This is a genomic window from Blastococcus sp. SYSU DS0619, assembly GCF_054051035.1.
On sequence record NZ_JBJHAM010000010.1, the window covers coordinates 57,143 to 83,832 of the forward strand.

The following is a 26,690-nucleotide window of genomic DNA, read 5'->3' on the forward strand; positions in this document are numbered from 1 at the left end:
GGCACGCGGCTCGGTCTCACTCCACGTGAGCGAACCCGCCCGTACCGGTACGGGTCGACCTGTGTCCGACACGGACCGTGCGCGGGGATGTCCGCTCCGGTCCCGTCGCCCCAAAGGGTCACGGCGCCGACGGTCTGCCGGTCCGACCGACTACCGTCGAGCGCTGCACGACGGCCCGCCGCGGAGCGGGAACGGGGCGGAGTGGCCGCCCTGTCGTGGATCACGGCGGAGGTTCAGCAGGCGATGCGCATGCTCGTCACCGGGGGCGCCGGGTTCATCGGCGCGAACTTCGTGCACCAGACCCTGCGGGACCACCCGGAGTTCGAGGTCGTCGTCCTGGACGCGCTGACCTACGCGGGCAACGAGGCGTCGCTGGCCGCCGTCCGCGACGACATCGAGTTCGTGCACGGCTCGGTGGCCGACGCCGGCCTGGTCGACCGGCTGGTGGCCCGCTGCGACGTCGTCGTCCACTTCGCGGCCGAGAGCCACAACGACAACTCGCTGCGCGATCCGTCGCCGTTCGTGCAGACGAACCTCGTCGGGACCTTCGCCCTGCTGGAGGCCGTGCGGAAGCACGGCGTCCGCTACCACCACATCTCCACCGACGAGGTCTACGGCGACCTCGAGCTCGACGACCCGGCGAAGTTCACCCCCGAGACGCCGTACAACCCGAGCAGCCCGTACTCCGCGACGAAGGCGGGCTCGGACCTGCTGGTGCGCGCGTGGGTGCGCTCCTTCGGCATCCACGCGACCATCTCCAACTGCTCCAACAACTACGGGCCCTACCAGCACGTGGAGAAGTTCATCCCCCGGCAGATCACCAACGTGCTGTGCGGCCTGCGCCCCAAGCTGTACGGCGCCGGTGCGAACGTGCGCGACTGGATCCACGTCGAGGACCACAACTCCGCGGTGCACGCGATCCTCGACCGCGGCCGCTCCGGGGAGACCTACCTGATCGGTGCCGACGGCGAGAAGGACAACCGCGCGGTGCTCGGGCTGATCCTCGAGCTGACCGGGCAGCCGGCCGACGCGTTCGACTCCGTTCCCGACCGCGCCGGGCACGACCTGCGCTACGCGATCGACGCCACCACGCTGCGCACCGAGCTGGGCTGGACGCCGAAGTACACCGACTTCCGCGACGGCCTGGTCGACACCATCGACTGGTACCGCACCCACGAGGCCTGGTGGCGGCCGCAGAAGCAGCAGGTCGAGGCCGGCTACGCGGCCCAGGGGCAGTGAACGCGGTCATCGTCGGCGCGGCCGGTCAGCTCGGTCGCGCGCTGCAGCGCGAGTTCCCCGACGCCGTCGCCCTGGACCGGACGGCGCTGGACGTCACCGACGCCGCCGCCGTGCGGGCGTTCGACTGGACCGGGGTGGACGTCGTGCTCAACGCCGCCGCCTGGACCGCCGTGGACGCGGCCGAGGACCCGGCCAACGCCGCCGCCGTCCGGGCCGTCAACGTCGACGCCGTCGCGCACCTGGCCGACACCGCCCAGCGGCACGGCAGCGCGCTGGTGCACCTGTCCAGCGAGTACGTCTTCGACGGCCGGCACGCCGGCCCGATCCCCGAGGACGCGCCGCCGTCCCCGCTGAGCGTCTACGGCCGCAGCAAGGCCGACGGCGACGCCTGCGCCACCGCGATCGACCGGCACTGGCTGGTGCGCACGACCTGGGTGGTGGGGGAGGGCGGCAACTTCGTGCGCACGATGGCCGGCCTCGCCGACCGCGGCGTCTCCCCGTCGGTGGTCGACGACCAGATCGGCCGGCTCACCGCCACGGCCGACCTGGCCGCCGGCATCCGCCACCTGATCGCCACCGGCGCCCCCTACGGCACCTACAACCTCACCGGCGACGGCGAGCCCGCCTCGTGGGCCGACGTCGCGGCCACCGTCTTCACCGCACGCGGCCGCTCCGCCGGCGACGTGACCCGGGTGAGCACCGCCGAGTACTTCGCCGGGCGGACCGGCATCGCCCCGCGGCCGCACAACAGCGTCCTGGACCTGGCGAAGATCCACGCCACCGGCTTCCGGCCCCGCGACTGGCGTTCGATGCTGGACCGGTACCTCAGCGGACCCGCCTGACCCACGCGCCACCGCCGTCGCCCCCGTTGGGACGGAACGGTCAAGTCCTGGGACCGGGATGCCGATGACGTGGACGTGTCGTGGTGGTGGATCGTCGGTGGGCTCGTCGCCTGGCTGGTCGTCGCGACCCTGCTGGCGTTCGCGATCGGCCGGGGGATCCGGATCGCGGACCGCAACTCGCCCGGCACCGGCGTCCCGCTGACGACCGCCGACCTGCCGTCGACGTTCGTCGCTCCCGCCCCCCGCACCCGCCGCCGCGTCGTCCCGCTGCCGCCGGTGGGCGTCGGTCTGGCCGCCGCCGCGGTCGTCCTCATGGCCACCGGCTTCGTGCTGCGCCTGACCGGTGCCACCGGCCCGGCCGCGCAGCTGCTGTCGATGGACGCCCCGTTCTCCCTGCCCCGGCTGTTCGTGGCCGGGCTGTTCGCCGTCGCGGCCCTCGCCGCGGTCGCCGGCGCCGCCCGCAACCCCGGCCGCCGCACCTGGTGGCTCGCCGTCGGCCTGGTCGCCGCCGGGATCGCCTCGGTCAAGGCCGGTGGCACCGTGCACGCCGATGCGATGGGCGCCGCGATCTCCACCGTCGGGAAGCCCGCGGCCATCGCGATCAGCGCGGTCGTGGCGGTCGCCGTCGTCGGCGCGCTGTTCGTCCTGAGCCGCACCGAGCGCCGTGACCGGCGCCGGGTCCTCGGCAGCCTCGCCGGCTACGGCGTCGCGTCGGTCGGCCTGTCGGCGCTGTCGGTCCTCGCCCCGGACTCCCTGCGGGTGACGGCCACCTTCGTCGAGGAGTCCGGCGAGGCGCTGGCCGGGGTCGCCTTCCTCGTCGCGGTGCTCATCGGTGTCGCCCCGCGCCTGGTACTGCCCGCCGACTGGGCGCTGCGCCGCTCCGACGACGCGCACTCCCTGGAGCTCGTCCAGCCGCCGCTGGAGAAGCCCGCCGGCTGAGCCCCGCGGCTCAGATCGAGGCGCGGACCTGCCCGCATCGGCAGGCGTAGAGCGACGAGCCGCTGAACGGGTCGTCACCGCGGTAGCGGAACCAGTGCACGTGCGTCGGTGTGGGGCGTGCTCCGGCGGTGGGGCTCTGCCGCGGCCCGTCGACGTCCTCGATGGGTGCGGAACGGGTCACCTCGGCTGCTCCCATCCGGACTGCCGCCCGACGTCCGGGCGGTCTGCGCACCGGTCTACCCCGGATACCCGAGGAGCGAGCATCCGGAGGGTGAACTGTGCGCGGCGAGATCGGCCGCCCGCCCGGTGGAGCCGGTCAGCCGGAGGTCCAGGCGAGCAGCTCGTCGGCGGTACGGGTGTTGATCACCCGCTCGGCCGGGACACCGCACTCGATCGCCCGCTCGCAGCCGTTGTACTGCCAGTCGAGCTGCCCGGGTGCGTGCGCGTCGGTGTCGATGGCGAACTCGCAGCCCAGCTCGACGGCGAGGGTCAGCAGCCGCCGGGGCGGGTCCAGCCGCTCGGGGCGGGAGTTGATCTCCACCGCGGTGCCGTGCTCGACGCAGGCGGAGAAGACGGCCTCGGCGTCGAAGTCGCTCTCCGGCCGTGGTCGCTGCGTGCCGTTCCGCTGCTTGCGGCCGATCACCAGCCGGCCGGTGCAGTGCCCGAGAACGTCGGTGTGCGGATCGGCGACGGCGGCGAGCATCCGGTCGGTCATCGCCCGCCGGTCGGCCCGCAGGTCGGAGTGCACGCTGGCGACGACGACGTCGAGCCGGCCGAGCAGCTCGTCGGTCTGGTCCAGGGAGCCGTCGACGTTGATGTCGACCTCGATACCGGTGAGGATCCGGAACGGGGCGAGCTCGGCGTTCAGCTCGGCGACGACGTCGAGCTGCCGCTCCAGGCGCTCGGGGGTGAGCCCGTTCGCGACCGTCAGCCGGGGGGAGTGGTCGGTGAGCGCCAGGTACTCGTGGCCGATCGCCATCGCGACCTCGGCCATCTCGCGGATCGGGCTGCCGCCGTCGGACCAGTCGGAGTGCGCGTGCAGGTCACCGCGCAGCGCGGCCCGGAACGCGGCGACGTCGCCGGCCGCGGGCAGCTCGGCGGCGTAGGTCTCCTCCAGCGTCGTCAGGTACTCGGGCACCCTGCCCTCGTGCGCCTGCACGATCGCGGTCGCCGTCTTCGGGCCGATGCCCTTGAGGTCCGTCAGCGTCTTCGTGCGGATGCGGCGGTCGAGCTCGGCCTCGTCGAGGCCGTCGACCACCGCCGCGGCGCTGCGGTACGCCGCGACCCGGTAGGTGGCCTCGCGGGCGCGCTCCAGGAGGAAGGCGATCCTCCGGAGCGCGGCCGCGGGCGGGAGCGGAGCGCTCAGCGCAGCGCCTTCAGAGCGCCCTTGCCGGTCTTCTTGCCGGCCTTGCGGGAGGCCCTCTTCTGCGCCTTCGTCGCCCGCTTGGTGGCCTTCTCGTAGTTCTTCTCCGTGGCGTCGGCGGCCCGCCGCGCCGCCCGCTTGGTGCGGTAGCCCACCGACGGCTTGCCCTCGGTGTCGACGGCGGCGAGCAGCAGCCCGCCCAGCAGGCCGGTGTTCTTCAGGAAGTTCGACGTCTGCCCGAACTTTTCCGTCGGGTCGTCGTGCTCCCAGAACCGGTGGCCGGCCAGGGTGGTCGGCACGACCGACGCGGAGAGCACCAGCGCGGTGAGCCGCGGGAACTTGTTCAGCGCGAACAGCGCGCCGGCAGCGACCTTGACGGCGGCGTCGACCTTGACCCACTGCTCGACGTCGCGGGGCAGCTCCACGGGGAGCTGCTTGTCGGCGGTGTCGGCGATCTTCTCGACCACGGGGCGGGCTCCCGGCACGCGGTCCTGCGGCTTGCGCAGGGTGCTGACCCCTCCGTAGACGAAGGGAGCGGCGAGCAGGGGCCGGGCGATCCGGCGAACGAGCATGGTGACCTCTTTCCTCGATGCCACTGGGCAGTCGCGTCGTGCACTGCCCCGAAGATCGATTCCGCAATCACCGGGGTCGTGCGTCGTCGTCCCGGCACCCGCCCCCCTAGCCTGGCGCCGTGCACGTTCTCCGGGCTCTGCGCCAGGCCGCCGTCATGCTGGCCGTGTCGGCGGCCGCCGCGGCGGCCGCGGCCGGCGTCTGGGTGGCGGTGGGCGACGCGGCGTTCCGCTCGCGGTTCGCGATCTGCCTGCTCGTCGTCGCCGGCCTGCTCAGCCTGACGGGCGGCACGCTCGTGTCGCGCAGCGCGACCATGGAGATGCGGGCCCTCACCGGCCAGGGGCCGGGGATGGACGAGCCGGGGGAGGGGGAGGCGCTCACCGCTGTCGGCGTCTTCCTGTTCGTCGCGCTCCCGCTGTTCGCCGCCGGAGCCGTCCTCTACGGCCACGGCTGACCGCTCGCCGAGGGCTCAGCCGTCGTCCGGGCCGGCGCACTGCTCCGGGGAACAAGGGGCCTGCCCGGCGCTCCGGAGCCCTGTTTTCCCGAAGTGGGCGTCTCCCCGGCGGACTCGGCTGGAGATCGGTCGTGCCCTACCGATGTTCTCCCCAGCGGGCGGGCGCAGGAGCTCCTCCGCGCCGATCCGGGAGGGACCGACGTTGCGCCGTCACAGGAGACCCGACGCCGGTGGCGAGGTGACGCCCGTCCCCCGTGACGTCGAGGCGGTCGAGGCGGTCATCAACGCCCTGGACGAGGGCGTCACCGACAGCGCCGAGGCGCACCGGCTCATCGCCGACACCCTGGTCCGCGAGCTGGACCTCGACTACGGCGCCGCCTGGCTGCCCGACGGCGCCGGCGGGTTCGCCCTCGCCACCGAGTCGGGTCGCTACGTGGCGGCGATGCGTGCCTCCCGGGTCGAGCGGCTGCTGCCCTCCCAGGGGATGGCCGGCGCGGCGATCCGCAGCCAGGACCCGGTGCTGAGCAACGAGAGCACCGACCCGGCCACCTGCGGCCGGTGGCGCACCGCCCAGGCGGCCGGCGCCACCCGCGGCTGCGTGCTGCCCGTCGTGGACGACCGCGAGGTGGTCTGCCTCTACGAGTTCTACAACGCCACCGAGCTGCCGTTCTTCGGCGGACGTCAGTCGAAGTGGAAGTCCCTGCGGCGGATCCTGAGCCACGCCCGCAAGGCCGCGCTCGCCACGACCTCGCTCCAGGAGACGCTCGACGACCGCCAGGCGGTGACCACCGTCGTCACCCAGATCGGCGCGGCGCCCACGCAGAGCGAGGCGCTGCGCGTCGCGCTGGACACGGTGCGGACCGCTTTCGGCTGGGCCTACGGCTCGTACTGGGCGCTCGACGAGTCCGCCGGCGTGCTCCGCTTCCAGCAGGAGTCCGGCTCGGCTGGGGACGAGTTCCGCCGGGTCACCCTGGCCGCCAGCTTCGCCGAGGGGGTGGGCCTCTCCGGCCGCGCCTGGCGGGCCCGCGACCTCTTCTTCGTGTCCGACATCGGCGAGATGACCGACTGCGTCCGCGCCCCCGCCGCGCAGCGCGCCGGGGTGCGGTCGGGGGTGTGCTTCCCGCTGGTCGTCAACGGCCGGGTGGTCGGGACCATGGACTTCTTCGTCACCGAGACCATCGCGCTGTCGGACTCCCGCGCCGCCGCCCTGCGCAACGTCCAGCAGCTGGTCTCCCAGCGCCTGGACGTGCTCCGGCGCACCGAGGAGTCGGCCGCCAACGCCCGGGAGCTGCTGGACACCGTGGCCCGGCTGCGCGCGGCGGCCGGTGACGCCGGGGGCGTCGCCGAGAGCGCGGTCAGCCAGGCGTCGACGATGACCAGCGAGGTGCGGGCGCTGGACGAGGCCTCGGTCGCCGTCGGTGAGGTCATCCGCATCATCTCCGGCATCGCCGACCAGACGAACCTGCTGGCGCTCAACGCCACCATCGAAGCCGCCCGCGCCGGTGAGCTGGGCAAGGGCTTCGCCGTCGTGGCCGGCGAGGTCAAGGACCTGGCCCGGGAGACGGCGAAGGCCACCCAGAAGGTGTCCGACCAGATCGCCGGCATCCAGGCCAGCAGCAAGGCGGTCGCGGCGGGCATCCACACCACCGGGGAGATCATCGGCCGCCTCGACGCCGTCCAGGCGCGGATCAGCGAGGTGCTCGAGGAGCAGGCGCGGATGGCGCAGCTGATCGACACCGCCGGCTGAGCCGCCCCGGGGCCCGGCCGGTCCGGGGCTTCGGTCCGGGAGTCTGCTTCCCCGCTCCCGGGGTACGGGCGGACGATGACCTCCACGAGAAGTGTCGCCGCGGTCGGCCGCGGCGTCCTCGCCGGCGTTGCCGGGACCGCGGTGATGACCGCATTCCAGAAGCTCGTCGAGATGCCGCTGACCGGGCGGCGGGACAGCTACGCGCCGGCCGAGCTGGCCGAGCGCCTGCTGGGCGCACGCCCCGCGACGGCGCGCGGGCGGACGGTGCTCAACTACGCCGCCCACTTCTCGCTCGGGACGATGTGGGGAGCCGCGTACGGCGTCGCCGCCCGCCGCGGCCTGCGCGGTCAGCGGGCGGTGCACGCCGTCTTCGCCGTCGTCTACCCCGCCGACGTGGCGGTGAGCACGGCCCTCGGCATCTACGCGCCCGGTGCCTGGACCCTGCGGGATCTGGCGGTCGACGTCGCCGGCAAGTACGTGCAGGCGCAGGGCACCGGGCTGGTGTTCGACCGGCTCCTCGACCCGGCGTGACCCGGCGCCGCCGGCCGGCTCACTGCAGGTCGACGAACCGCTCGACGTCGCGGGGCCGCCCGGCGATCACGATCTCGGAGCCGTAGGTCAGCACCGTGTCCGTCCCCGCGTGCGTGTAGGCGTCGCCGCCCTCGGGCTTCACCGACACCACGGTGACCCGGTGTCGCGTGCGCAGGCCGGTCTGCCCCAGCGGCGTGCCCACGATCTCCCGCGGGGGCTTGGTCTTGGCGAACACCCACTGCGGGTCGAGCTCCACCCAGTCCAGCAGCCGGCCGGAGACCAGGTGGGCGACGCGCTCGCCCATCTCGTGCTCGGGGAACACCACGTGGTGGGCGCCGATCCGCTCGAGGATCTTGCCGTGCTGGCTGCTCAACGCCTTGGCCCAGATGTCGGCCACCTCCAGCTCCACCAGCAGCGAGGTGGTGAGGATGCTGGCCTCGAGGTCGGTGCCGATGGCGACGACGACGCGGCTGAAGTCGCCGACGCCGATCTCCCGCAGCGCGTCGAGATCGGTCCCGTCGGCGACCACGACCTGACCGAGCTGGCCGGAGAGCCGCTGCACGATGTCGGGGCGGTGGTCGATGGCCAGCACCTCGGTGCCACCGCCGGCCAGCTCCAGCGCCAGCGCCGTGCCGAACCGGCCCAGGCCGATGACGGCGACCGGGTCCCTGTGACTAGCCAACGATGGTCCTCTCCTCGGGCAGCTGGTAGAGCCGGGCACGTTCGCGCAGCGCCAGCCCCGAGGCCAGCGTGAGCGGTCCGATCCGGCCGATGAACATGAGCGCGACGACGAGCAGCTGCGCGCCCGGCGGCAGGTCCGCGGTGATGCCGGTGGAGAGGCCGACGGTGGAGAACGCCGAGACGGTCTCGAAGAGCACCTGCTCGAAGCCGAAGTCGGTGAGCGCCTCCATCGCGAAGGTGGCGACGGCGACCACTCCGATGCTGAGCAGGGCGACGGCCAGCGCCTGCCGCTGGTTGGTGGCCGGCACCCGGCGGCGCCCCACCTCGACGTCCGGGTCGCCCCGCAGCTCCGCCCACAGCACGTAGGCCAGCAGGCCGAACGTCGTCACCTTGATGCCGCCGGCGGTGCCGGCGCTGCCGCCGCCGATGAACATGAGCACGTCGGTGAGGAAGAGCGTCTCCGGCTGCACCGCCGACATGTCCAGGTTGTTGAAGCCGGCGGTGCGCGGCATGACCCCGGCGACGAAGCCGGCCAGGAGGGTGTCGCCGGCGCCCAGCGGGCCGAGCGTCCGCGGGTTCCGCCACTCGGCGAGCATGTAGCCGACGGTGCCCACGACAAGCAGCGCCAGCGTGACGAACACGGTGATCCGGGTGAGTACCGACCACGTGCGCGGCCGCCGCCAGGAGCGGGCCAGCTCGAAGACGACGGGGAAGCCCAGCCCCCCGACGATCACCGCGGTGGCGATCGGAAGGGTCACCCACGGGTCGGTGACGTAGCCGATCAGGCTGTCGGCGTTGAGCGAGAACCCGGCGTTGTTGAACGCCGAGATCGCGTGGAACACCCCGCTGTAGACGGCGTAGGGCAGCGGCTCGTCGTAGCCGAGGGCGAACCGGGCGGCCAGCACGACCGCGACCACGACCTCGCTCACCAGGCTGAAGACGACCACCCGGCGCAGCACCCGCCGGACGTCGGCCGCCGACAGCGACTTGGTCTCGGCCTGGGCGACCAGGCGGGCCCGCAGCCCGAGCCGCCGGGAGAGCAGGAGGGCGAACAGGCTGGCCAGCGTCATGATGCCGAGCCCGCCGGCCTGGATGAGCAGCAGGATGACGCCCTGCCCGAAACCCGACCAGTACGTGCCGGTGTCCACGGTGGCCAGGCCGGTGACGCAGACGGCGGAGGTGGCGTGGAAGAGGGCGGTGAGCAGGTCGGCGCGACCGGGGCCGGCGGTGGCCATCGGCAGCGACAGCAGCGCGGTGCCGACCACCACGGCGAGGAGGAACGCGCCGGCGATGACCCGCCCCGGGTGCCGGAAACCGCGCGCGGCCGGCGACTGCGACGGGGCGCGGAGGGTCTGCGTCACCGTGCGCCACCCGGCGTCCGCGGGGAGCCCGGGCGCACCGGCCACCGGCGCCGGCCGGCGGCCGCGACGGCGCCGCCCACCGCGAAGCCGGCCAGGACGTCACCGGGGTAGTGCACGCCGACGTGCACCCGCGAGTAGCCGACGCCCAGGGCGACCGGTGCCAGCACGGCACCGGCTGGGGGGCTCTCCAGGGCCACCCCGGTGACGAAGGCCGCGGCCGAGCTCGCGTGGCCGCTCGGGAAGGAGAGGCTGCCCGGCTCGCGCCGGAGCCGGCGCTCGGTGCGCAGGTTCGCCAGGTCCGGCCGCACCCGGCCGAACGCCCGCTTGAGGACGGCGTTGACCACGGCGCTGGACACCAGCATCGAGCCCGCCCCGCGGACCGCGCCGCGCCGCAGCGGCCCGCGCCGGGTACCCAGGACGAGCGCGATCAGCGCCCACAGCAGGCCGTGGTCGGCGGCGGTGGACAGCCGGCGCAGCCAGCGGTCGGCCGGGCTGGTGGGCAGCGACCCGACGAGGGCGTGCAGGCGCGCATCGAGGTCGCGGGCGGAACGCACGGCCGGACGCTAGACCTGCCGGCCGGGATCGGCGGACACGGCACCCCGAAGGGGTCAGGCGCGGACCGCCACCCACCATGTTGATCAGGTGACCTGATCGTTCTGGGTCCTGGCTCAGTGTCGATGGTGAGCCAGGACCCGTGATGATCAGGTCACCTGATCATCACGGGAGGGTCAGGCCTTGCGGCGGGCCCGGTAGGCGGCGACCGTCGAGCGGCTCGCGCAGGTGTTGGAGCAGTAGCGGCGGCTGGCGTTGCGCGAGGTGTCGACGTAGACGTCGTCGCAGCCCTCGGCCGAGCAGACGCCGAGACGTTGCCAGCCGTGCTGCACCACGACCTGCGACAGGCCCATCGCCACCGTCGTCGTCAGCTGCTCGAGCGCCGGGGCGTCGGGGCGGGCGTAGTGCAGGTGCAGCTCGCCGTCGTGGTCGGTGGCGTACGGGCGCGGCCGCGCGAGCGCCAGCAGCTCGTTGAGCCGGGTGAGGACGTCGGCCTGCGACTCGGCCAGCGCGACGGCGCGCACCAGCCGGGAGGTGACGGCCGCCTTCTCCGCCTCGGCCGGCGTGAGATCCAGCGACGTCCCGGGCGTGAACCACTCGTCGTGCGCCGTCAGGAACAGCGCCACACCGTCGTCGGGCTCCAGGTCGGCGTTGGCCAGGGCGATGGCCAGCTCGACCGCGGTGGACCCGTAGGTGTCGTAGTCCAATTGACTCCCTACTGTCGAGTCCCTACTCTCGGGACTGCGTAGGCGGTCAACGGTCTTTGACCGCCTACTGTTCCTTCCCCTGCAGTGCGAAACGAGTGCAAGCGTGCGTGCCTATCTCACCGTCTGGCGGCTTCCCTCCGCCCCGGTGCTCCTCCTCTCCGGCTTCGCCGGGCGTCTGCCGTCGGCCATGGTGCCGCTGGCGCTGCTGCTCATGGTGCAGCAGCAGACCGGCTCCTACGCGATCGCGGGTCTCGCCGCGGCCACCCTGGGCGTCGCCTCGGCCGCGATGGCGCCGATCCTCGGGCGCCTCGCCGACCGGAGGGGGCCGCGCCGCATCCTGCTCACCCAGGCGGCGCTGTACCCGCTGCTGCTCGGCCTGCTCGCGCTCGTCGTCCTCCGCGATGCGCCGACCACCGCCGTCATCGCGGCCTCCGCCCTGGCCGGTGCGAGCACGCCGCTGGTCTCGGGCACCGTCCGCGCGCTGTGGTCCCGCACCGATCCGCGCTCCCGGCCCGCCGCCTACGCCCTGGACGCCACCGCCACCGAGCTGGTCTTCGTGGTCGGCCCCACGCTGGTCGCCACGCTGGCCGTGCTCGCCGCCCCGGCCTGGGCGGTGGGGGTCGCCGGCGCGCTCGCCGTCGTCGGCGCGCTGGGCATCGCCGGTGCCGCCCGGTCGTGGGTCCCGGCACCGGTCTCGCGGGTAAGCCTGTTCTCCACCGTGCTCACCCCCGGCATGCCCCGGGTCCTGCTCAGCGGCTCGGCCGTGATGCTCGGCTTCGGCGCGCTCGAGGTGGCCATCCCGGCCTTCGCCGACTCCGCGGGCCGCCCCGGCATCTCCGGCCTGCTGCTGGCCGTCTGGTCGCTGGGCTCGGTCGCCGGTGGGCTGTGGTTCGGCGCCCGGGTGATGAGCGCGTCGCTGCCCCGGCAGTACCGCTGGCTGCTGTTCGGCGTCACCGTCGGCCTCGCGCCGCTGGCCTGGATCTCCAGCCCCTGGGCGCTGGGCGTGCTGCTCTTCCTCGGCGGGACGGCGATCGCCCCGACCCTGACCGTGCAGAGCTCGCTGGTCGGCTCGCTGGCCCCCGTGCACGCGACCACGGAGGCCTTCACCTGGCTCTCGACCATCACCGTCGGCGCCTCCGCCGTCGGTGCGGCTCTCGGGGGCGCGCTGATCGAGGGGCCCTCGGGTGTGCCGGGTGCGCTGGTGCTCGCCTGCGCCGGGGCCGCGTCGGCCGTCGTCGTCACCCTGGTGCCCGGTCGCCGTCCGGCGCCGCGGACGGCGAGTGCCCGCGAGTCCGTCGCCGCCTGAGCCGCACCGCTCGACGAGACCTGCGATCCCGTGGCCATCGAGCCGCGATCGCCCCGAGGCCGCAGGTCCCGTCCGTCGGGGGAGGGGGTCGGCCCACCCCCGGGGCAGCCGGCTGCGGAGCGCTGGTAGTCTCTCTCCTCGGTGGTTACGAGGTGACTCGGACCCCGGGAGGCTTCGCCTAGTCCGGTCTATGGCGCCGCACTGCTAATGCGGTTTGGGTTAATCCCCATCCCGGGTTCAAATCCCGGAGCCTCCGCGCACGACAACTGAACATCCGCACCCGTAGCTCAACGGATAGAGCATCTGACTACGGATCAGAAGGTTAGGGGTTCGAATCCCTTCGGGTGCACGTCTGGTTGAGACACCGAGCGGCCCCGCACTTCGACGGAAGTGCGGGGCCGCTTCGTCGCCCGCCCGCCCGCGTCGCGCGCCTGCCTCCGCTCCGGGGGTGCTGTTCGCGCCGTGGGGGTCCTGCAAGCCCCGCAGAGCGCGAGTACGACTCCCAGAGCGGCACCGTGGGCGGCACGGCGAACTTTGCGATCGTGTGACACATCGGCCATCTGGCAGGCGGATCGCGTCCCGAGGGGTAACGAGGAGCGGGGTCCGCTCGCGTGGGCGCCACCGTTGCCGCCTGCGCCGAGGAGTTTCGTGTCGCCCCGTCCCGCCATCGACGGCCTGCCGCTGCCCGGCGTCGAGGAGGCGCCTGCCTCCCGTACCCGCCGCGGCGGCGTGGTGCTGAACCTGGCACTGGCCGTGGTGCTCGCCGGGGCGCTGCTCGCCGCCTTCGCGCTGCCGGTCGTGGGCGGGGCCTCGGTCGCCACCCGCGCCGGCGCCGACCTGATGCAGCCGGTCACCGACGAGCTGCTCGACCGCACGCCGGTCAGCAACACCCGGGTGCTGGCCGCCGACGGCTCGCTGATCGCGGAGTTCTACCGGCGCAACCGCACCGTGGTGCCCAGCGAGGCGATCGCCCCGGTGATGAAGGACGCGCTGGTCGCGATCGAGGACAGCCGCTTCTTCTCCCACGGCGGTGTCGACGGCAAGGGTCTGGCCCGGGCGCTGCTGCGCAACCTGTCGGCCGGCGAGGTGGTCGAGGGCGGTTCCACCCTCACCCAGCAGCTGGTCAAGCAGATCCGGCTGCAGTCGGCCACCGACCCCGACGCCCGCGAGGCCGCCACCGACGAGAGCGTCGGCCGCAAGCTCCGCGAGGCGCAGCTGGCCCTCGCCATGGAGCAGGAGTACAGCAAGGACGAGATCCTCACCCGCTACCTGAACCGGGTCTACTTCGGAGCCGGCGCCTACGGGGTGGCCGCGGCGGCCGAGACCTACTTCGACGTGCCGCCGGACGCGCTGACGCTCGCCCAGGCCGCCACCCTCGCCGGGCTGGTGCAGAGCCCCACCCAGTACGACCCGTTCGTGGCCCCCGAGCGCGCCACCGAGCGGCGCGACGTCGTCCTCGCCCGGATGGCCGAGCTCGGCCTGGCCGACCCGGCCGCCGTCGAGGAGGCCCGCAGCGGCCCCGTCGTCCTGACGCCCGGCGGAGGCGAGCCCCGTGGCTGCCGCGAGGTGCGGCTCGGCGCCTTCTTCTGCGACTACGCCCTGAGCTACCTGACCGACACCCTCGGCCTCTCCCGCGAGCAGATCGACACCGGCGGCCTCACCGTCGAGACGACGATGGACCCGGCGATCCAGCGCGCAGGGGACGACGCCGTGCTGCGGACCCTGGCCCGGGAGGACTCGCGCGCCGGCATCTACACCGCGGTGGAGCCCGGTACCGGCCGGGTGCTCGCCATGGCGGTCAACCGCCTCTTCGGCGCCGTCGAGGGCGACCCGACCAGGACGACGGTCAACCTCAACGTCGTGGCCGGTCAGGGCACCGGGTCGACCTACAAGGTGTTCACCGCGGCCGCCGCGCTCGAGCAGGGCTACGGCATCGACCACGAGATCACCACGCCCGACCCGTACGTGTCGACGGTGTACCGCGACGGCGACGGGCCCTACGACGTCGAGAACGCCGGCCGCTACCGGCAGCGGCTGGACATGGAGCAGGCGCTCTACATGTCCTCGAACACCTACTTCCTGGCGCTGGAGGACCAGCTCGGCAGCGTCGAGGCGCCGGTGCGCATGGCGCAGCGGCTGGGCCTGGCCTCCCTGGACCCCGTCGCCGACCAGGTCGTCGCCGAGAACCGCGGCTCGTTCACCTTCGGTGCCGAGGCCACCAGCCCGCTGCACCTGGCCAACGCCTACGCCACGCTCGCCGCCGGCGGCACCCGCTGCGCGCCGACGCCGATCGTCCGCGTCCTCGACCGCGCCGGCGAGCCGCTGCTGGGCGAGGACGGGCAGCCGCTCGGCGGCCCGCAGTGCGAGGCCGAGGTGGTGGCCCCCGGGCTGGCGCACACGATCAACCAGGCGCTGCGCAAGGACGTCGAGCCGGGCAATCCCGGGCAGACCGGTCGCCGCGCGTACGTCCCCGGGCACGAGATCGCCGGGAAGACCGGGACCACGCAGGACAACGTCTCCGTCACCTTCGTCGGCTACACGCCCCAGGTGGCGGCCAGCGTGATGGTCTACAACCCGGTGGAGAACCAGGACGTCGGCGGCTTCGGTGGCGGTATGCCCGCCCAGATCTGGCACGACGCCATGCAGCCGGTCCTGAGCGCGCGGGAACCGGTGCCCTTCGCGCCGGCCGACCCGTTCTACGTGCAGGGCACCCGGGAGAGCGTCCCCGGCGGATGCGTCGGCCGGTCCGCCGACCGCTGCCGTGGCCTGCTGGGCTCCCGGGGTCTGGAGACCACCCTGGTGGCCGTCGACAGCGCGCGCCCGCGGGGTGTCGTGGTCGGCGTCGACCCGGGGCCCGGCGCGGTCGTCGAGCGGGGCAGCACCGTGACGGTGCTGGTCAGCAACGCTGCGCGGTGGACGCCGCCGCCTCCGCCGCCTCCGCCGCCCCCGCCCCCGCCGCCGGCCCCCGAGCCGACGCCCGAGCCGCCTCCGCCGCCGCCGAGCCCGGAGCCGCCTCCGCCCCCGGCGCCCGAGCCGACGCCGGAACCGCCTCCGCCGCCCCCGGCGCCGGAGCCCCCTCCGCCGCCGCCGAGCCCGGAGCCCCCTCCGCCGCCGCCGAGCCCGGAGCCGCCTCCGCCGCCGCCGAGCCCGGAGCCGCCTCCGCCGCCGCCGAGCCCGGAGCCGCCTCCTCCGCCGCCGAGCCCGGAGCCGCCTCCTCCGCCGCCGAGCCCGGAGCCCCCTCCGCCGCCGCCGAGCCCGGAGCCGCCTCCGCCGACCGAGCCGGCCCCGGAGACCCCGCCGCCGGCGGCCTGACCCACGGCTCGGCCCCGGGTGCGGCACCCGGGGCCGGCCTCGGCTCACCTGCTCGACGGGTCGGGACCTTGGCGCCACGCGAGCAGCCCGTTCCGGCGCGCGACCGGTCGTACCGCCGCGTCCGGTCGTTACGGACGAGGAGGCGTGCCCCGGCGGCCCTGCCAGGCATAGGCGCGTGTGCGGGCACCCGAGGCGCTGCCGCCCCACTCGTCCGTGGCGACGTACCGGTGCTGCGAGCCGTCCGCCATCACGATCTCGAACACCCCGGCGGCGGCGTCGCCGAGGACGCTGCCGTCGAGCGGCCCGCCGCGCGCCACTGCTCTGGGGACGTCGTCCGAGCCGGGGGCCACCCGGCCACGCTAGCCGACGGAAAAGGGGGCGGGGGGCCGGTTCTGACGGTCTGGCCGCGTTGGTCGGTCCACCCAGCGATGGGTGGCCACTCGGTCCCGGCTACCCCCGCCCGTCTCTACTGTGAGCCAGCTCACAAGGAGAGTCAAGCCGGCGCCAGGGGGCGCGATCAGGCGAGCCGGCGGAGGATCTCCGGGCCCAGCTGGTCGACGGCGGTGTGCCCGGTCAGCCCGAGGGTGAGGTCGAACTCGCCCAGCACGTCGGAGACGACCTGCCGGACGCCCTCCTCGCCGGCCAGCGCCAGCCCCCACGCGAACGGCCGGCCCAGCAGCACCGCGCGGGCGCCCAGCGCGACCGCGGTGAACACGTCGGCGCCGGTCCGGATGCCGCTGTCGAGCAGTACCGGTGCCCGGTCGCCGATCGCCGCCACGACGTCGGGCAGCGCGTCCAGCGCCGGGATCGAGCGGTCGACCTGCCGCCCGCCGTGCGTGCTGACGACGACGCCGTCCATGCCCTCGTCGAGCGCGCGCCGGGCGTCGTCGGGGTGCAGCACACCCTTGAGCAGGATCGGCAGCTTCGTGCGGGAGCGCAGCCAGGCCAGGTCGGTCCAGCTGATCGACGGTCGCGAGTAGATGGACAGGAACGTCTCGACGGCGGCGCGGGGGAGCGGCGAGCGCAGGTTCTCGCGGAACGGGCCCGGCCACGCCCGCGCCATGCTCACCAGCGCCTTGACCGCGGCCGGCGTCGGGCGCGGCTGGGGCTCCTTCGGCCCGCCGGTCGCCGCCCGCTCCTCGACCAGTCGCCGGAAGACCGGGTCGGAGGTGTACTGCGCGATGCCCTTGCCCAGCGCGAACGGCAGGTGCCCGAGGTCCAGGTCGCGCGGCCGCCAGCCGAGCATCGTGGTGTCCAGGGTGACCACGAGGGCCTCGCAGCCGGCCGCCTCGGCCCGGCCGATCAGGCTCTCCACCAGCTCGTCGGAGCTGGACCAGTACAGCTGGAACCAGCGCGGCGCGTCGCCCATCGCCGCCGCGCACACCTCCATGGGCACCGAGCCCTGGTTGGAGAAGACCATCGGCACACCGGTGGCGGCGGCGGCCCGCGCCACGGCGAGATCGGCCTCGTCGTGCACCAGCTCCAGGGCGCCGACCGGGCCGAGCAGCAGGGGAGCCGGCAGGCGCCGCCCGAACAGCTCGACCGAGGTGTCCCGGACGCTGGCGTCGCGCAGCACCCGGGGCACGACCGCCCACCGGTCGAAGGCTGCCCGGTTGGCGCGCTGGGTCGCCTCGTCACCGGCGCCCCCGGCGACGTAGGCGTACGCGCGGGCGTCCAGCACCTTCTTCGCGCGCTCCTGCAGCCGCCGGATGCCGACGGGTACGCGCGGGGAGTGGCCGAACACCCCGGCCCGGTAGACCTCGTTCTGCCGCCGCCGTCCCACGCCCGCTGTGTCCACGCGGCCACCGTAGTGACCGGCCTCTCACCGTCGTCCGCGGCCTCGGTGGACGTCCGGCGGTTGCCAGGTGGCGCTCCGGGGAACGAATTCCCGACACGCCGCACGACACGCGCGACACGGTCGTAACGGGCTAGCAACGAAGCGTCACTTCAGGCATCATCTGGAACTCGAGTGCATCGGAACAGGAGGACGGCCTGACCAGCAGGTTCGAGCGAGCTGTCGAGCCGGCGTCAACGACGTCGGCCCGGGTGGCCCGCAGCGCGTTCTCCGCCGGTGTCGTGACCGGTCTGCTCGTCCTCCTGCTCGGCGCCGCCGTCTCCGGGGCCGCCCCGGCGCTCGCGATCGACGACCCCACCCGCCCCGACGTGCGCGTCACCCACGGCCCCAGCTGCCGGCCGGGCGGGATCGTCGTCGAGGTGGTCGCCGGCACCGCCCCCTACGGCGTCCGGCTGGCCACCACCCGCCAGCCCGGCGGCGAGGACGAGGCCACCCTGGACGCCCAGGAGACCGTGGTGCTGCGCACCGGCGACGTCGCCCCCGGCGAGACCATCGACCCGCAGCTGGAGTTCACCGCCCGGGACGGCTCGGGGTTCACCTACGTCGACGAGCTCTCCGACTACACGCTCACCCGGCCCACGGTGGAGGACTGCGAGGCGGCCCTGTCCCCGCCGCCGCCCCCGCCGGCACCGCCGACCGCCACGGTCGAGCCGCCCAGCCCGAGCGCCTCGCCCACCGGCGGTACGCCCACCGGCTCCGGCGCACCCGGGACGCTCGGCGGGACGACGGCGCCGGGTGCCACGACCACCAGCGGTGGGGCGGCGACGAGCACGGGCGGCGCCACGCCCGTCGGCAGCACGCCGTCGCGCACCACCGACACGGGAGCCGCCCCGGCCCCCGGCCGCTCCGGCCCGAGCGGCACCGCGCAGGTGCAGCCCGGCGGCACGGTGACCCTGCGGGGCGCGGGGTTCATCCCCGGCGAGGAGGTGCGCGTCGTGCTGCACGGCAGCGACACCCTCCTGGCCACGGTCGTCGCGGACCCCGGCGGTGAGGTGCGGGTCGACGTGCGCATCCCCGCAGAGGCGCCGGCGGGCCTGGCGACGCTGGACCTCGTCGGCGCCGACTCCGCCGTGAGCACCGGCGTCGACCTCCGGGTCGCCTCGGCCACCGAGCCGGTCGCGCCCACCCGCGGTGTCCTGTCGCTGGCCTCGCTCGTCGCCGCCGCGGTGGCCCTGGTGGCCACGGCGGCCGGGCTGGTGTCGGTCGTGGGGCGGCAGCACGCCGACCGCCGAGGTCACGGCGCGGTCCCGACCGCCTGAGGTCGGTTTCACTGGTCCCCGTTCCGGGGACGGGAGTCGGGTGCCACGGTCCGAGGACGCGCTCGCGCGCGGTGTCCCCCGGGATGCCGCCGCTCTTCCCGGAGCAGCTCCCCGCCCCGCCGAGACGTGGTTGCGCATCGTGCAGGTGCACGACCGCATCACCCGGCGGGTCGACTCGGCGCTCCACCGCCACCACGACCTCTCCCTCACCGGCTTCGAGGCGCTCCGCCGGGTCGCCGAGTCGCCGGGGGAGCGGGCCTCGATGGGCGAGGTCGCCGACGCCGTCGGCCTGTCCCGACCCGGCGTCACCAGCACGATCAGCCGGCTGGTGGCCCAGGGCCTGGTGGTCCGGGAACGCGGGGCGGGGGACAAGCGGCTCCTGCACGCCCGGCTCACCCCGGCCGGGCGGGAGCGGGTGGAGGCGGCCCGCACCACACACGACGACCTCGTCGCGCACCTGCTCGGCCTGCTCGGTGACGACGCCGCCGTCGTCACCGACGCCCTGGCCCGCGTCTCGGCCGCTACCAAGACCCGCTGCTGAGCGCGGCGGCGGGTGGCCCGCGCCGGGCCGCCCCCGCCCGCGTACGGTGCGCTCCATGGCTGCGCAGGGTGATCCAGGGCACCTCCGATCCGGCCGGTCCGGGGTGGCGGCGTGAACGGGGCGCAGGCCCTCATCCGGACGCTGATCGACGGCGGCGTCGACGTCTGCTTCAGCAACCCGGGCACCTCGGAGATGCACTTCGTCGCCGCGCTCGACGCCGTGCCCGAGATGCGCGGCGTGCTCTGCCTCTTCGAGGGCGTGGCGACCGGCGCCGCGGACGGCTACGGCCGGATGACCGACCGGCCGGCCGGCGTCCTGCTGCACCTCGGCCCCGGGCTGGCCAACGGGCTGGCCAACCTGCACAACGCGCGCCGCGCCGCGACGCCGATGGTCACCGTCGTCGGTGACCACGCCGGCTACCACAAGGAGTACGACTCCCCGCTGGAGAGCGACATCGACGCGCTCGCCGGCACGGTGTCCCGCTGGGTGCGCCGCTCCGGGCACGCCGCCGACGTCGCGGCCGACGCGGCCGCGGCGATCGCCGCGGCCTGCTCGCCGCCCACCGGGATCGCGACGCTGATCCTGCCCGCCGACGTCTCCTGGTCCGAGGGCGCCGAGCCCGCGGCGCCCCTGCCGGCCGGCCGGCCGAGGACGGTGCCGGGCGACGTCGTCGCCGGGGTCGCCGCACTCCTGACCTCGGGGGAGCCGTGCGCGCTCCTCGTGGGCGGGGCGGCGACGCGGGAGCCGGCGCTGCGGGCGGCGAGCCGGGTGGCGCGGGGGGCCGGCGCGAAGCTCTACTGCGAGACCTTCCCGGCGCGGCTGGAGCGCGGGGCGGGCCTGCCGCCCGTCGAGCGCCTGCCCCGGGCCGGGCAGCAGGTCGCCCAGCGGCTGGCCGGCGTCCGCCACCTCGTGCTGGTCGGCGCGCGTCCGCCGGTGGAGTTCTTCGCCTACCCCGACCGGCCCAGCAGCCTGGTCCCCGACGGGTGCCAGGTGCACGTGCTCGCCGACGGCGGCGACGACGTCGTGGACGCGCTCGGCGCCCTGGCCGACCTCGTGGGCCCGGACGCGGAGGCCGACCGGCAGCCGCTGCAGCGGCCCGACCTGCCCACGGGTGCGCTCACCCCGGACACGGTCGGCGCCGCGCTCGGCGCCCTCCTGCCGGAGGGGGCGATCGTGGTGGACGAGGGCGTGACGTCCTCCCGGCAGATGCCGTTCCCCACCGCCGGTGCGCCGCGCCACGACTGGCTGACGCTCACCGGTGGGGCGATCGGTCAGGGGCTCCCGGTCGCCACCGGGGCCGCGGTCGCCCGCCCCGGGCAGCGGGTCGTCTGCCTCGAGGGCGACGGCAGCGCGATGTACACCATCTCGGCGCTCTGGACCCAGGCCCGGGAGTCGCTCGACGTGACCACCGTCGTCTTCAGCAACCGGTCCTACCGCATCCTCGAGGGCGAGCTCCGCAACGTCGGGGCGGAGGCGTCCGGGCCGCGGTCGAGGGACCTGCTGGAGCTGACCCGGCCGGATCTGGACTTCGTCTCGCTGGCCGCCGGGATGGGCGTGCCCGGCAGTCGGGCGACGACCGCGGAGGAGTTCGCCGAGCAGTTCCGCCGGGCGAACGCCGAGCCGGGACCGCACGTGATCGACGTCGTGCTCACGGTGCCCTGACCGAGTCCGGATCGTTGTCTTTTCGGTGAGCTGCCGGGTTTGCCCTGTGCTTACATCCAGGTGATCCACACCACCGGCCGGGTGCATCCGGCGGCGACCGGTCAATGGCGATCGTTGGAGGAACGAGCATGCGCATCTCGTCAGGCATCGCGGGCGTGGCCCTGGTCAGCCTGCTCGCCGCGTGCGGCGGGGACGACGGCGGTGACACCACCGGCGGCGGCAGCGGCGGTGACGCGGCCGCGTACCCGACCGAGTCGATCCGGATGCTGGTGCCCTACGGCGCCGGTGGGCCCACCGACCTGACCACCCGCACCGTGGGGGCCTGCGTCGAGGAGGAGCTCGGCCAGACGGTGGTGGTCGAGAACCTGCCCGGCGGCTCCGGCGCGCTGGCCACGACCGAGCTGGTCGGCGCCGAGCCCGACGGGCACACCCTGTCGCTGGTCACCGCGGGCACCATGGTGCTGACCCCGCTGGCCAACGAGGTGGGCTACACCAAGGACGACATCACGCCGGTCGGCGTCATGACCGAGGTCCCGTCGGTCCTCGCCGTCGGGGACAGCTCGCCGTACGCCTCCGCGGAGGACTTCTTCGCCGCGGTCGAGGCCGAGCCGGGCACGGTCACCGTGGGCACGCCCGGTGCCTCGACGCCCCAGGCCATCGAGCTGCAGCGGCTGGCCGAGGAGCACGGTGTCCAGGTCACCGCCGTCCCGTTCAACGGCAACGCCGAGATGACCACCGCCCTCCTCGGCGGCAACGTGGACGCCGTGCTGATCAACGCCTCGAGCGACGTGGTCCAGAACATCGAGTCGGGCGCGTTCGTCCCGCTGGTCGCCTCGCCCGAGGAGCGGCTGTCCTGGCTGCCCGACACCCCGACCTTCGCCGAGCTGGGCTACGACGGCCTGACCCTCTCCGGCTCGACCTTCGGCCTCGCCGGCCCCGCGGGGCTGCCCGACGACGTCGTCTCGACGCTGGAGGACACCCTGCAGACCTGCCTGGACAAGCCCGAGGTGCAGGAGCAGCTCGGTGAGGAGTACGTCCTCGAGGAGTTCGCCGGGGCCGAGGAGCTCGCCGAGGTCCTGGACCGCACGCAGGAGGTCTACGAACCGATCCTCGGCTGACCCGATCTCCGCACACACACGTCCCGCCCTCGACCATCGGAGGAACCATGCGTCGTACCCGCTCCACCTGGCCCGCGCTGATCGCCGCGTCCGTGCTCACCCTCGCCGCCTGCGGCGGCTCCGACGACGCCGGCTCGACGGACTCCGGCGGCGACGCCGCCGCCGAGTACCCGACCGAGACCATCACCCTGGTCGTCCCCTACGCCGCGGGTGGCCCGACCGACCTTGCCGCGCGCACGATCGGCAGCTGCATCGAGCAGGAGCTGGGTCAGACCGTCGTCGTCGAGAACCGCGAGGGCGCCTCCGGCTCGGTCGGCATGCAGGCGATGATCCAGGGCGGCGCCGACGGCTACTCGCTGTCGCTGATCGCCGTGCCGGCCTCGGCGACCAACCCGCTGCAGGACGACGTCGGCTACACCAACGAGGACTACGTCCCGATCGCCGCGGTCACCGAGATCCCGTCCGCGCTCATCGTCGGGGAGGACTCGCAGTTCGCCACGGCTGAGGAGTTCTTCAGCTACGCCGAGGAGAACCCCGGCGAGCTCAACGTCGGCGTCCCCGGGACGACCACGTCGCAGGCGATGGAGCTCCGACGGCTGGCCGAGGGGTACGGCATCGAGGTCACGGCGGTGCCGTTCACCGGCAACGCCGAGATGACGACGGCGATCCTCGGCGGCAACGTCGACGCGATCTTCATCAACTCCTCCCAGGACGTGCTGACGAACATCGAGGCCGGCAGCTTCGTCCCGCTGGCGGTCAGCCCGCCCGAGCCGGTGGACTACATCGACGCGCCGACGCTGGCCGAGTCCGGGTTCGAGGAGCTCACCAACAGCGTGTCGGTCTTCGGCCTGGCCGCGCCGGCGGGAGTTCCGGACAACGTCGTCTCGACGCTCGAGGAGACGGTGGACACGTGCCTGCAGCAGGACACCGTGCGGGAGCAGCTGGGCGAGCAGTACGTTCCTGACGAGTTCATCGGCAGCGAGGCCTTCTCCGAGCGGATCGACGAGATCGTCGAGGCCTACGGGCCGATCCTGCAGGAGTGAGCCCTGCAGCCGCGGGGACCGGCGTTGCGCCGGTCCCGCGGCTGCCCGGTCGTGTGTCCGCCTTCCCCCTCGGAGAGTTGATGACCAAGCAGTTGCACCGGCTCGCGCCGCTGATCCTGGTGCTCCTCGGTGTGGCCGCGATGGTGGGCGCCCGCGGACTCGGCCTGGGTGAGCTGAACGCCCCCGGTCCCGGCCTGTGGCCGTTCATCGTGGCGCTCGTGCTCACCGCGACGGGGGTGGTGCTGCTCTTCATCGACGACCCCGAGGACTACGAGCCCTGGACCCGCGGCACCCTCGGGATCGCCATGGGGCTGCTCAGCCTCGCGGTGTTCATCGTGCTGTTCGAGACGATCGGTTTCCTCGTCTCGGCCGTGCTCATGCTGCTGTTCTGGCTGCGGATCTTCGCCAAGGAGCCGTGGCGCTGGGCCGTCCCCCTCGCCGTCCTCGGTGCGGTCGCGTTCCACCTCGTCTTCGTCGAGGCGCTGGCCGTACCGTTCCCCGACGGCATCCTCTTCGCACCGGCCGGGAGCTGAGGCATGGGCATCCTCGAGGGCATCGGCCAGGGGTTCTCGGTCGCGCTCGACCCGACGAACCTGCTCTACGTCTTCATCGGCGTGCTCATCGGCACGGTCATCGGTGTGCTGCCGGGCCTCGGGCCGACGGCCACCATCGCGCTGCTGCTGCCGATCACCTACGAGATCGAACCGGTCACCGCGGTCATCCTGCTGGCGGGCATCTACTACGGGTCGATGTACGGCGGCACGATCACCTCGGTGCTGCTGCAGCTCCCGGGCGAGGCCGCCTCGGTGGTCACCACGTTCGACGGCTACCAGATGGCCAAGCAGGGCCGGGCCGGCCCGGCGCTGGGCATCGCCGCGGTCGGCTCCTGGATCGGCGGCACGGTCTCCGTGGTCGGCCTGGCGCTGCTCGCGCCGCCGCTGGCCGACCTGGCGGTCGAGTTCGGCGCCCAGGAGTACGTGGCCCTGACCGCACTGGGCATCCTGCTGGTCACCTACCTGGGCACCCGGCACCCGGTGAAGAGCCTGTCGATGGCCGCCCTCGGCCTGCTGCTGGCCACGGTCGGGCAGGACCTGATCACCGGGACCAACCGCTTCACCTTCGGGCAGATCTCGCTGTTCGACGGGTTCGACTTCGTCGCCGTGGCGATGGGGCTCTTCGGCGTCGGCGAGATCCTCTACAACGTCGAGAAGACCGAGAAGGCCCAGGCGATCAAGAGCAAGGTCAAGAACATCTGGCCGACGCGCAAGGACTTCAAGGACTCCTCCGGCGCGATCGCCCGCGGTTCGGTGCTCGGCTTCTTCATCGGGGTGCTGCCCGGCGGTGGCGGTGTCATCTCCTCGCTGGCCTCGTACGCCACCGAGAAGCGGCGGGCCAAGGACCCGACCCGCTTCGGCAAGGGCGCCATCGAGGGCGTCGCCGGGCCGGAGACGGCGAACAACGCCTCCTCCACGTCGGCGTTCATCCCGCTGCTCACCCTCGGGATCCCGCCCAACGTGGTGCTGGCGCTGATCTTCGGGGCGCTGCTCATCCAGGGCATCACGCCCGGTCCGCAGCTGATCGACCAGCAGCCCGAGATCTTCTGGGGCGTCATCGCGTCGATGGCCATCGGCAACCTGATGCTGCTGATCCTGAACATCCCGCTGGTCGGGTTCTTCGTGCAGCTGCTGCGGGTGCGCGCGGGCATCCTCGCCGCGTTCGCCCTGCTGGTCACGATGGCCGGCGTCTTCTCGGTGAACAACGACATCTTCGACATGTGGATCGTGCTGATCTTCGGGATCATCGGCTGGCTCATGAAGAAGACCGGGTTCGAGCCCGGTCCGCTGGTGCTGGCCTTCGTCCTGGGCGCGATCCTCGAGTCGAACTTCCGCCGGTCGATGCTGATCTCGGGCGGCGAGTTCTCGACCTTCTTCACCCGCCCCATGTCCGGGACGCTGTTCGCCCTGATGGCCCTGGTGGTCATCTGGAGCACCGTCCAGGGCATCCGGCGTCGGCGGAACCGCAGCCGCCCGTCCACGCCGGGGGAGGAGGACCTGGCGGCGACCGGGACCACCGCCGAGCCCGAGGGCACGCCCGGTATCGAGAACACCGACGAGTCGGCGCCCGCGTCGGGCGGCGACTCGCGGCAGGACCGGTCCTGACCGGCCGGGCGCGCCTCCGGGGCGTGACCGCGACGGCCCGGTGGCCCGAGAGGTGGCGGCAGTGATCGACAAGCGGGTGGCGTCCCTCGCCGCAGCGGTCGAGGGGGTCGCCGACGGCGCGACCGTCCTCGTGGGCGGGTTCGGCGCCGCCGGGGTGCCGGTGGAGCTGGTGCACGCGCTGCTGGACCAGGGTGCCCGGGACCTCACGATCGTGACCAACAACGCCGGCAGCGGGGAGACCGACGTCGCCGCGCTGATCCGGGAACGGCGGGTGCGCAAGATCATCTGCTCGTACCCGCGGTCGATGGGCTCCATCTGGTTCGAGGAGTTCTACCGGGCGGGGGACATCGACCTGGAGCTGGTACCGCAGGGCACGCTCAGCGAGCGGATGCGCGCCGCGGGAGCGGGGCTGGGCGGCTTCTTCACCCCCGCCGGCGCCGACTCGCTGCTGGCCCGCGGCAAGGAGGTGCGGATGATCGCCGGACGGCGGCACGTCTTCGAGGAACCCCTGGGGGGTGACCTCGCGCTGGTCAAGGCCCTGCGCGCGGACCGCTGGGGCAACCTCGTCTACAACAAGGCGGCGCGGAACTTCGGCCCCACCATGGCCACCGCCGCGCAGCTCACCGTCGTGCAGGTGCGTGAGTTCGTGGAGCTGGGCGAGCTGGACCCCGAGGCCGTCGTGACCCCGGGCATCTTCGTCGACCGGGTCGTGGAGGTGGCGGGATGACCGCTGCGCTGTCGCACACCGACATGGCCGCCCGGGTGGCCCAGGACATCCCCGACGGCTCCTACGTGAACCTCGGCATCGGCATGCCCACCCTCGTCGGCGACGTCGTCTCCGACGGCAAGGAGGTCGTCTTCCACAGCGAGAACGGCATCCTCGGCATGGGCCCCGGGCCGGCGCCCGGCGAGGAGGACTGGGAGCTGATCAACGCCGGCAAGCAGCCGGTCACCCTGGTCACCGGCGGCTCCTACTTCCACCACACCGACTCGTTCATGATGATGCGCGGCGGCCACATCGACGTCACCGTGCTGGGGGCCTTCCAGGTGTCCGAGCAGGGCGACCTGGCGAACTGGGCCACCGACGACGCGCACCTGCCCCCGGCCGTCGGCGGCGCCATGGACCTCGCCGTCGGCGCCAAGCGGGTGCTGGTGCTGATGATGCACACCACGCCCGACGGCCGGCCGAAGCTGCTGCGGGAGTGCAGCTACCCGCTCACCGCCGCCGCCGTCGTGCACCGGGTCTACACCGAGCTCGCCGTCATCGACGTCGGCCCGACGGGGTTCGTCGTGCGCGAGATGGTCGCCGGGCTCTCCCGCGAGGAGCTGCAGCAGCGCACTGCCGCCCCGCTCGGGTTCGCCGACGAGGTCGGCGTCCTGGTCCCCTCCGGCAGCTGAGCCGCTGCGCCGGGATTCGGTTCCCGTTCCCACCGGGGGGCGGGGACCGAT

The 26,690-nt window shown here is 73.9% G+C and carries 26 protein-coding genes and 2 tRNA genes; 19 read left to right on the plus strand and 9 right to left on the minus strand.

The window, feature by feature from the left end; translation table 11 throughout:
* Positions 1-243: 243 nt before the first annotated feature.
* The 3 genes from rfbB to ACI79T_RS12960 all read left to right on the plus strand — a co-directional run bounded on the left by rfbB (position 244) and on the right by ACI79T_RS12960 (position 3,020).
* Positions 244-1,239, plus strand: a complete 996-nt coding sequence (gene rfbB, locus ACI79T_RS12950; RefSeq protein WP_456610477.1) for a dTDP-glucose 4,6-dehydratase — start codon at positions 244-246, stop codon at positions 1,237-1,239.
* A complete protein-coding gene (locus tag ACI79T_RS12955) occupies positions 1,236-2,081 on the plus strand; it encodes an SDR family oxidoreductase (protein ID WP_456610478.1) in 846 nt (281 codons plus the stop codon). The genes rfbB and ACI79T_RS12955 overlap by 4 nt, the downstream gene beginning before the upstream one ends.
* A gap of 69 nt (positions 2,082-2,150) precedes the next feature.
* Positions 2,151-3,020: a hypothetical protein gene (locus ACI79T_RS12960; RefSeq protein WP_456610479.1), complete on the plus strand. Its 870-nt coding sequence runs from the start codon at positions 2,151-2,153 to the stop codon at positions 3,018-3,020.
* 10 nt (positions 3,021-3,030) lie between these two features.
* Here the strand turns inward: ACI79T_RS12960 and ACI79T_RS12965 are convergent, their stop codons facing one another.
* The 3 genes from ACI79T_RS12965 to ACI79T_RS12975 form a co-directional block, all read right to left on the minus strand.
* Positions 3,031-3,201: a hypothetical protein gene (locus ACI79T_RS12965; protein ID WP_456610480.1), complete on the minus strand. Its 171-nt coding sequence runs from the start codon at positions 3,199-3,201 to the stop codon at positions 3,031-3,033.
* A gap of 135 nt (positions 3,202-3,336) precedes the next feature.
* Complete coding sequence (locus ACI79T_RS12970) at positions 3,337-4,386, minus strand: PHP domain-containing protein (RefSeq protein ID WP_456610543.1); 1,050 nt, start codon at positions 4,384-4,386, stop codon at positions 3,337-3,339.
* Positions 4,383-4,955 (minus strand): hypothetical protein, encoded by a 573-nt coding sequence (locus ACI79T_RS12975; protein ID WP_456610481.1) that lies wholly within the window; start codon positions 4,953-4,955, stop codon positions 4,383-4,385. Before ACI79T_RS12975 ends, ACI79T_RS12970 begins: the two co-directional genes overlap by 4 nt.
* 119 nt (positions 4,956-5,074) lie before the next feature.
* Here ACI79T_RS12975 and ACI79T_RS12980 point away from each other — a divergent pair, with 119 nt between their 5' ends.
* From ACI79T_RS12980 to ACI79T_RS12990, 3 genes are all read left to right on the plus strand, one after another.
* Positions 5,075-5,407 carry a hypothetical protein gene (locus tag ACI79T_RS12980; RefSeq protein WP_456610482.1) on the plus strand — a complete coding sequence of 111 codons (333 nt, stop codon included), beginning with the start codon at positions 5,075-5,077 and terminating at the stop codon, positions 5,405-5,407.
* Positions 5,408-5,645: 238 nt separating this feature from the next.
* The gene (locus ACI79T_RS12985) at positions 5,646-7,154 is read left to right on the plus strand and encodes a methyl-accepting chemotaxis protein (RefSeq protein ID WP_456610483.1); all 1,509 of its coding nucleotides are present in this window, start codon (positions 5,646-5,648) and stop codon (positions 7,152-7,154) included.
* Between the two features lie 75 nt (positions 7,155-7,229).
* On the plus strand, positions 7,230-7,685 hold the full coding sequence (locus ACI79T_RS12990; RefSeq protein WP_456610484.1) for a hypothetical protein: 456 nt from the start codon (positions 7,230-7,232) through the stop codon (positions 7,683-7,685).
* A gap of 19 nt (positions 7,686-7,704) precedes the next feature.
* Here ACI79T_RS12990 and ACI79T_RS12995 read toward each other — a convergent pair whose 3' ends face one another.
* The 4 genes from ACI79T_RS12995 to ACI79T_RS13010 all read right to left on the minus strand — a co-directional run bounded on the left by ACI79T_RS12995 (position 7,705) and on the right by ACI79T_RS13010 (position 10,986).
* Positions 7,705-8,367 carry a potassium channel family protein gene (locus ACI79T_RS12995; RefSeq protein WP_456610485.1) on the minus strand — a complete coding sequence of 221 codons (663 nt, stop codon included), beginning with the start codon at positions 8,365-8,367 and terminating at the stop codon, positions 7,705-7,707.
* Positions 8,360-9,727 (minus strand): TrkH family potassium uptake protein, encoded by a 1,368-nt coding sequence (locus ACI79T_RS13000; protein ID WP_456610486.1) that lies wholly within the window; start codon positions 9,725-9,727, stop codon positions 8,360-8,362. Before ACI79T_RS13000 ends, ACI79T_RS12995 begins: the two co-directional genes overlap by 8 nt.
* Positions 9,724-10,281: a phosphatase PAP2 family protein gene (locus ACI79T_RS13005; protein WP_456610487.1), complete on the minus strand. Its 558-nt coding sequence runs from the start codon at positions 10,279-10,281 to the stop codon at positions 9,724-9,726. Before ACI79T_RS13005 ends, ACI79T_RS13000 begins: the two co-directional genes overlap by 4 nt.
* Positions 10,282-10,455: 174 nt before the next feature.
* Positions 10,456-10,986 carry a CGNR zinc finger domain-containing protein gene (locus ACI79T_RS13010; protein WP_456610488.1) on the minus strand — a complete coding sequence of 177 codons (531 nt, stop codon included), beginning with the start codon at positions 10,984-10,986 and terminating at the stop codon, positions 10,456-10,458.
* 103 nt (positions 10,987-11,089) lie between these two features.
* Here ACI79T_RS13010 and ACI79T_RS13015 point away from each other — a divergent pair, with 103 nt between their 5' ends.
* From ACI79T_RS13015 to ACI79T_RS13030, 4 genes are all read left to right on the plus strand, one after another.
* Positions 11,090-12,292: an MFS transporter gene (locus ACI79T_RS13015; protein WP_456610489.1), complete on the plus strand. Its 1,203-nt coding sequence runs from the start codon at positions 11,090-11,092 to the stop codon at positions 12,290-12,292.
* Between the two features lie 167 nt (positions 12,293-12,459).
* Positions 12,460-12,548, plus strand: a tRNA-Ser gene (locus tag ACI79T_RS13020).
* A gap of 20 nt (positions 12,549-12,568) precedes the next feature.
* Positions 12,569-12,641, plus strand: a tRNA-Arg gene (locus ACI79T_RS13025).
* Between the two features lie 299 nt (positions 12,642-12,940).
* Positions 12,941-15,604, plus strand: coding sequence for a penicillin-binding protein (locus ACI79T_RS13030; protein ID WP_456610490.1), 2,664 nt, complete (start codon positions 12,941-12,943; stop codon positions 15,602-15,604).
* A 128-nt stretch (positions 15,605-15,732) separates the two neighbouring features.
* Here the strand turns inward: ACI79T_RS13030 and ACI79T_RS13035 are convergent, their stop codons facing one another.
* Together ACI79T_RS13035 and ACI79T_RS13040 are read right to left on the minus strand one after the other, a co-directional pair.
* The gene (locus tag ACI79T_RS13035) at positions 15,733-15,954 is read right to left on the minus strand and encodes a hypothetical protein (RefSeq protein ID WP_456610491.1); all 222 of its coding nucleotides are present in this window, start codon (positions 15,952-15,954) and stop codon (positions 15,733-15,735) included.
* Between the two features lie 167 nt (positions 15,955-16,121).
* Positions 16,122-17,402: an alpha-hydroxy-acid oxidizing protein gene (locus ACI79T_RS13040; RefSeq protein ID WP_456610492.1), complete on the minus strand. Its 1,281-nt coding sequence runs from the start codon at positions 17,400-17,402 to the stop codon at positions 16,122-16,124.
* A gap of 248 nt (positions 17,403-17,650) precedes the next feature.
* Here ACI79T_RS13040 and ACI79T_RS13045 point away from each other — a divergent pair, with 248 nt between their 5' ends.
* From ACI79T_RS13045 to ACI79T_RS13085, 9 genes are all read left to right on the plus strand, one after another.
* Positions 17,651-18,718 carry a hypothetical protein gene (locus ACI79T_RS13045; RefSeq protein WP_456610493.1) on the plus strand — a complete coding sequence of 356 codons (1,068 nt, stop codon included), beginning with the start codon at positions 17,651-17,653 and terminating at the stop codon, positions 18,716-18,718.
* 139 nt (positions 18,719-18,857) lie between these two features.
* Positions 18,858-19,259: a MarR family winged helix-turn-helix transcriptional regulator gene (locus ACI79T_RS13050; RefSeq protein ID WP_456610544.1), complete on the plus strand. Its 402-nt coding sequence runs from the start codon at positions 18,858-18,860 to the stop codon at positions 19,257-19,259.
* A gap of 111 nt (positions 19,260-19,370) precedes the next feature.
* Complete coding sequence (locus ACI79T_RS13055) at positions 19,371-20,921, plus strand: acetolactate synthase large subunit (RefSeq protein WP_456610494.1); 1,551 nt, start codon at positions 19,371-19,373, stop codon at positions 20,919-20,921.
* A gap of 128 nt (positions 20,922-21,049) precedes the next feature.
* Entirely contained in the window at positions 21,050-22,039 is a 990-nt protein-coding gene (locus ACI79T_RS13060; RefSeq protein WP_456610495.1) for a tripartite tricarboxylate transporter substrate binding protein, read from the plus strand.
* Between the two features lie 47 nt (positions 22,040-22,086).
* A complete protein-coding gene (locus tag ACI79T_RS13065) occupies positions 22,087-23,082 on the plus strand; it encodes a Bug family tripartite tricarboxylate transporter substrate binding protein (protein ID WP_456610496.1) in 996 nt (331 codons plus the stop codon).
* Between the two features lie 80 nt (positions 23,083-23,162).
* On the plus strand, positions 23,163-23,615 hold the full coding sequence (locus ACI79T_RS13070; protein ID WP_456610497.1) for a tripartite tricarboxylate transporter TctB family protein: 453 nt from the start codon (positions 23,163-23,165) through the stop codon (positions 23,613-23,615).
* A 3-nt stretch (positions 23,616-23,618) separates the two neighbouring features.
* Positions 23,619-25,241 carry a tripartite tricarboxylate transporter permease gene (locus ACI79T_RS13075; RefSeq protein ID WP_456610498.1) on the plus strand — a complete coding sequence of 541 codons (1,623 nt, stop codon included), beginning with the start codon at positions 23,619-23,621 and terminating at the stop codon, positions 25,239-25,241.
* Positions 25,242-25,302: 61 nt separating this feature from the next.
* The gene (locus ACI79T_RS13080; RefSeq protein ID WP_456610499.1) at positions 25,303-25,968 is read left to right on the plus strand and encodes a 3-oxoacid CoA-transferase subunit A; all 666 of its coding nucleotides are present in this window, start codon (positions 25,303-25,305) and stop codon (positions 25,966-25,968) included.
* Positions 25,965-26,639, plus strand: a complete 675-nt coding sequence (locus ACI79T_RS13085) for a 3-oxoacid CoA-transferase subunit B (protein ID WP_456610500.1) — start codon at positions 25,965-25,967, stop codon at positions 26,637-26,639. Before ACI79T_RS13080 ends, ACI79T_RS13085 begins: the two co-directional genes overlap by 4 nt.
* Positions 26,640-26,690 lie beyond the last annotated feature (51 nt).

Excerpts from the sequence above, each read along its gene's own strand:
- rfbB (WP_456610477.1), top strand. The coding sequence starts at position 244 with ATGCGCATGCTCGTCACCGGGGGCGCCGGGTTCATCGGCGCGAACTTC.
- ACI79T_RS12975 (WP_456610481.1), bottom strand. The coding sequence starts at position 4,955 with ATGCTCGTTCGCCGGATCGCCCGGCCCCTGCTCGCCGCTCCCTTCGTC.
- ACI79T_RS12990 (WP_456610484.1), top strand. The coding sequence starts at position 7,230 with ATGACCTCCACGAGAAGTGTCGCCGCGGTCGGCCGCGGCGTCCTCGCC.
- ACI79T_RS13060 (WP_456610495.1), top strand. The coding sequence starts at position 21,050 with ATGCGCATCTCGTCAGGCATCGCGGGCGTGGCCCTGGTCAGCCTGCTC.
- ACI79T_RS13065 (WP_456610496.1), top strand. The coding sequence starts at position 22,087 with ATGCGTCGTACCCGCTCCACCTGGCCCGCGCTGATCGCCGCGTCCGTG.
- ACI79T_RS13070 (WP_456610497.1), top strand. The coding sequence starts at position 23,163 with ATGACCAAGCAGTTGCACCGGCTCGCGCCGCTGATCCTGGTGCTCCTC.
- ACI79T_RS13075 (WP_456610498.1), top strand. The coding sequence starts at position 23,619 with ATGGGCATCCTCGAGGGCATCGGCCAGGGGTTCTCGGTCGCGCTCGAC.
- ACI79T_RS13085 (WP_456610500.1), top strand. The coding sequence starts at position 25,965 with ATGACCGCTGCGCTGTCGCACACCGACATGGCCGCCCGGGTGGCCCAG.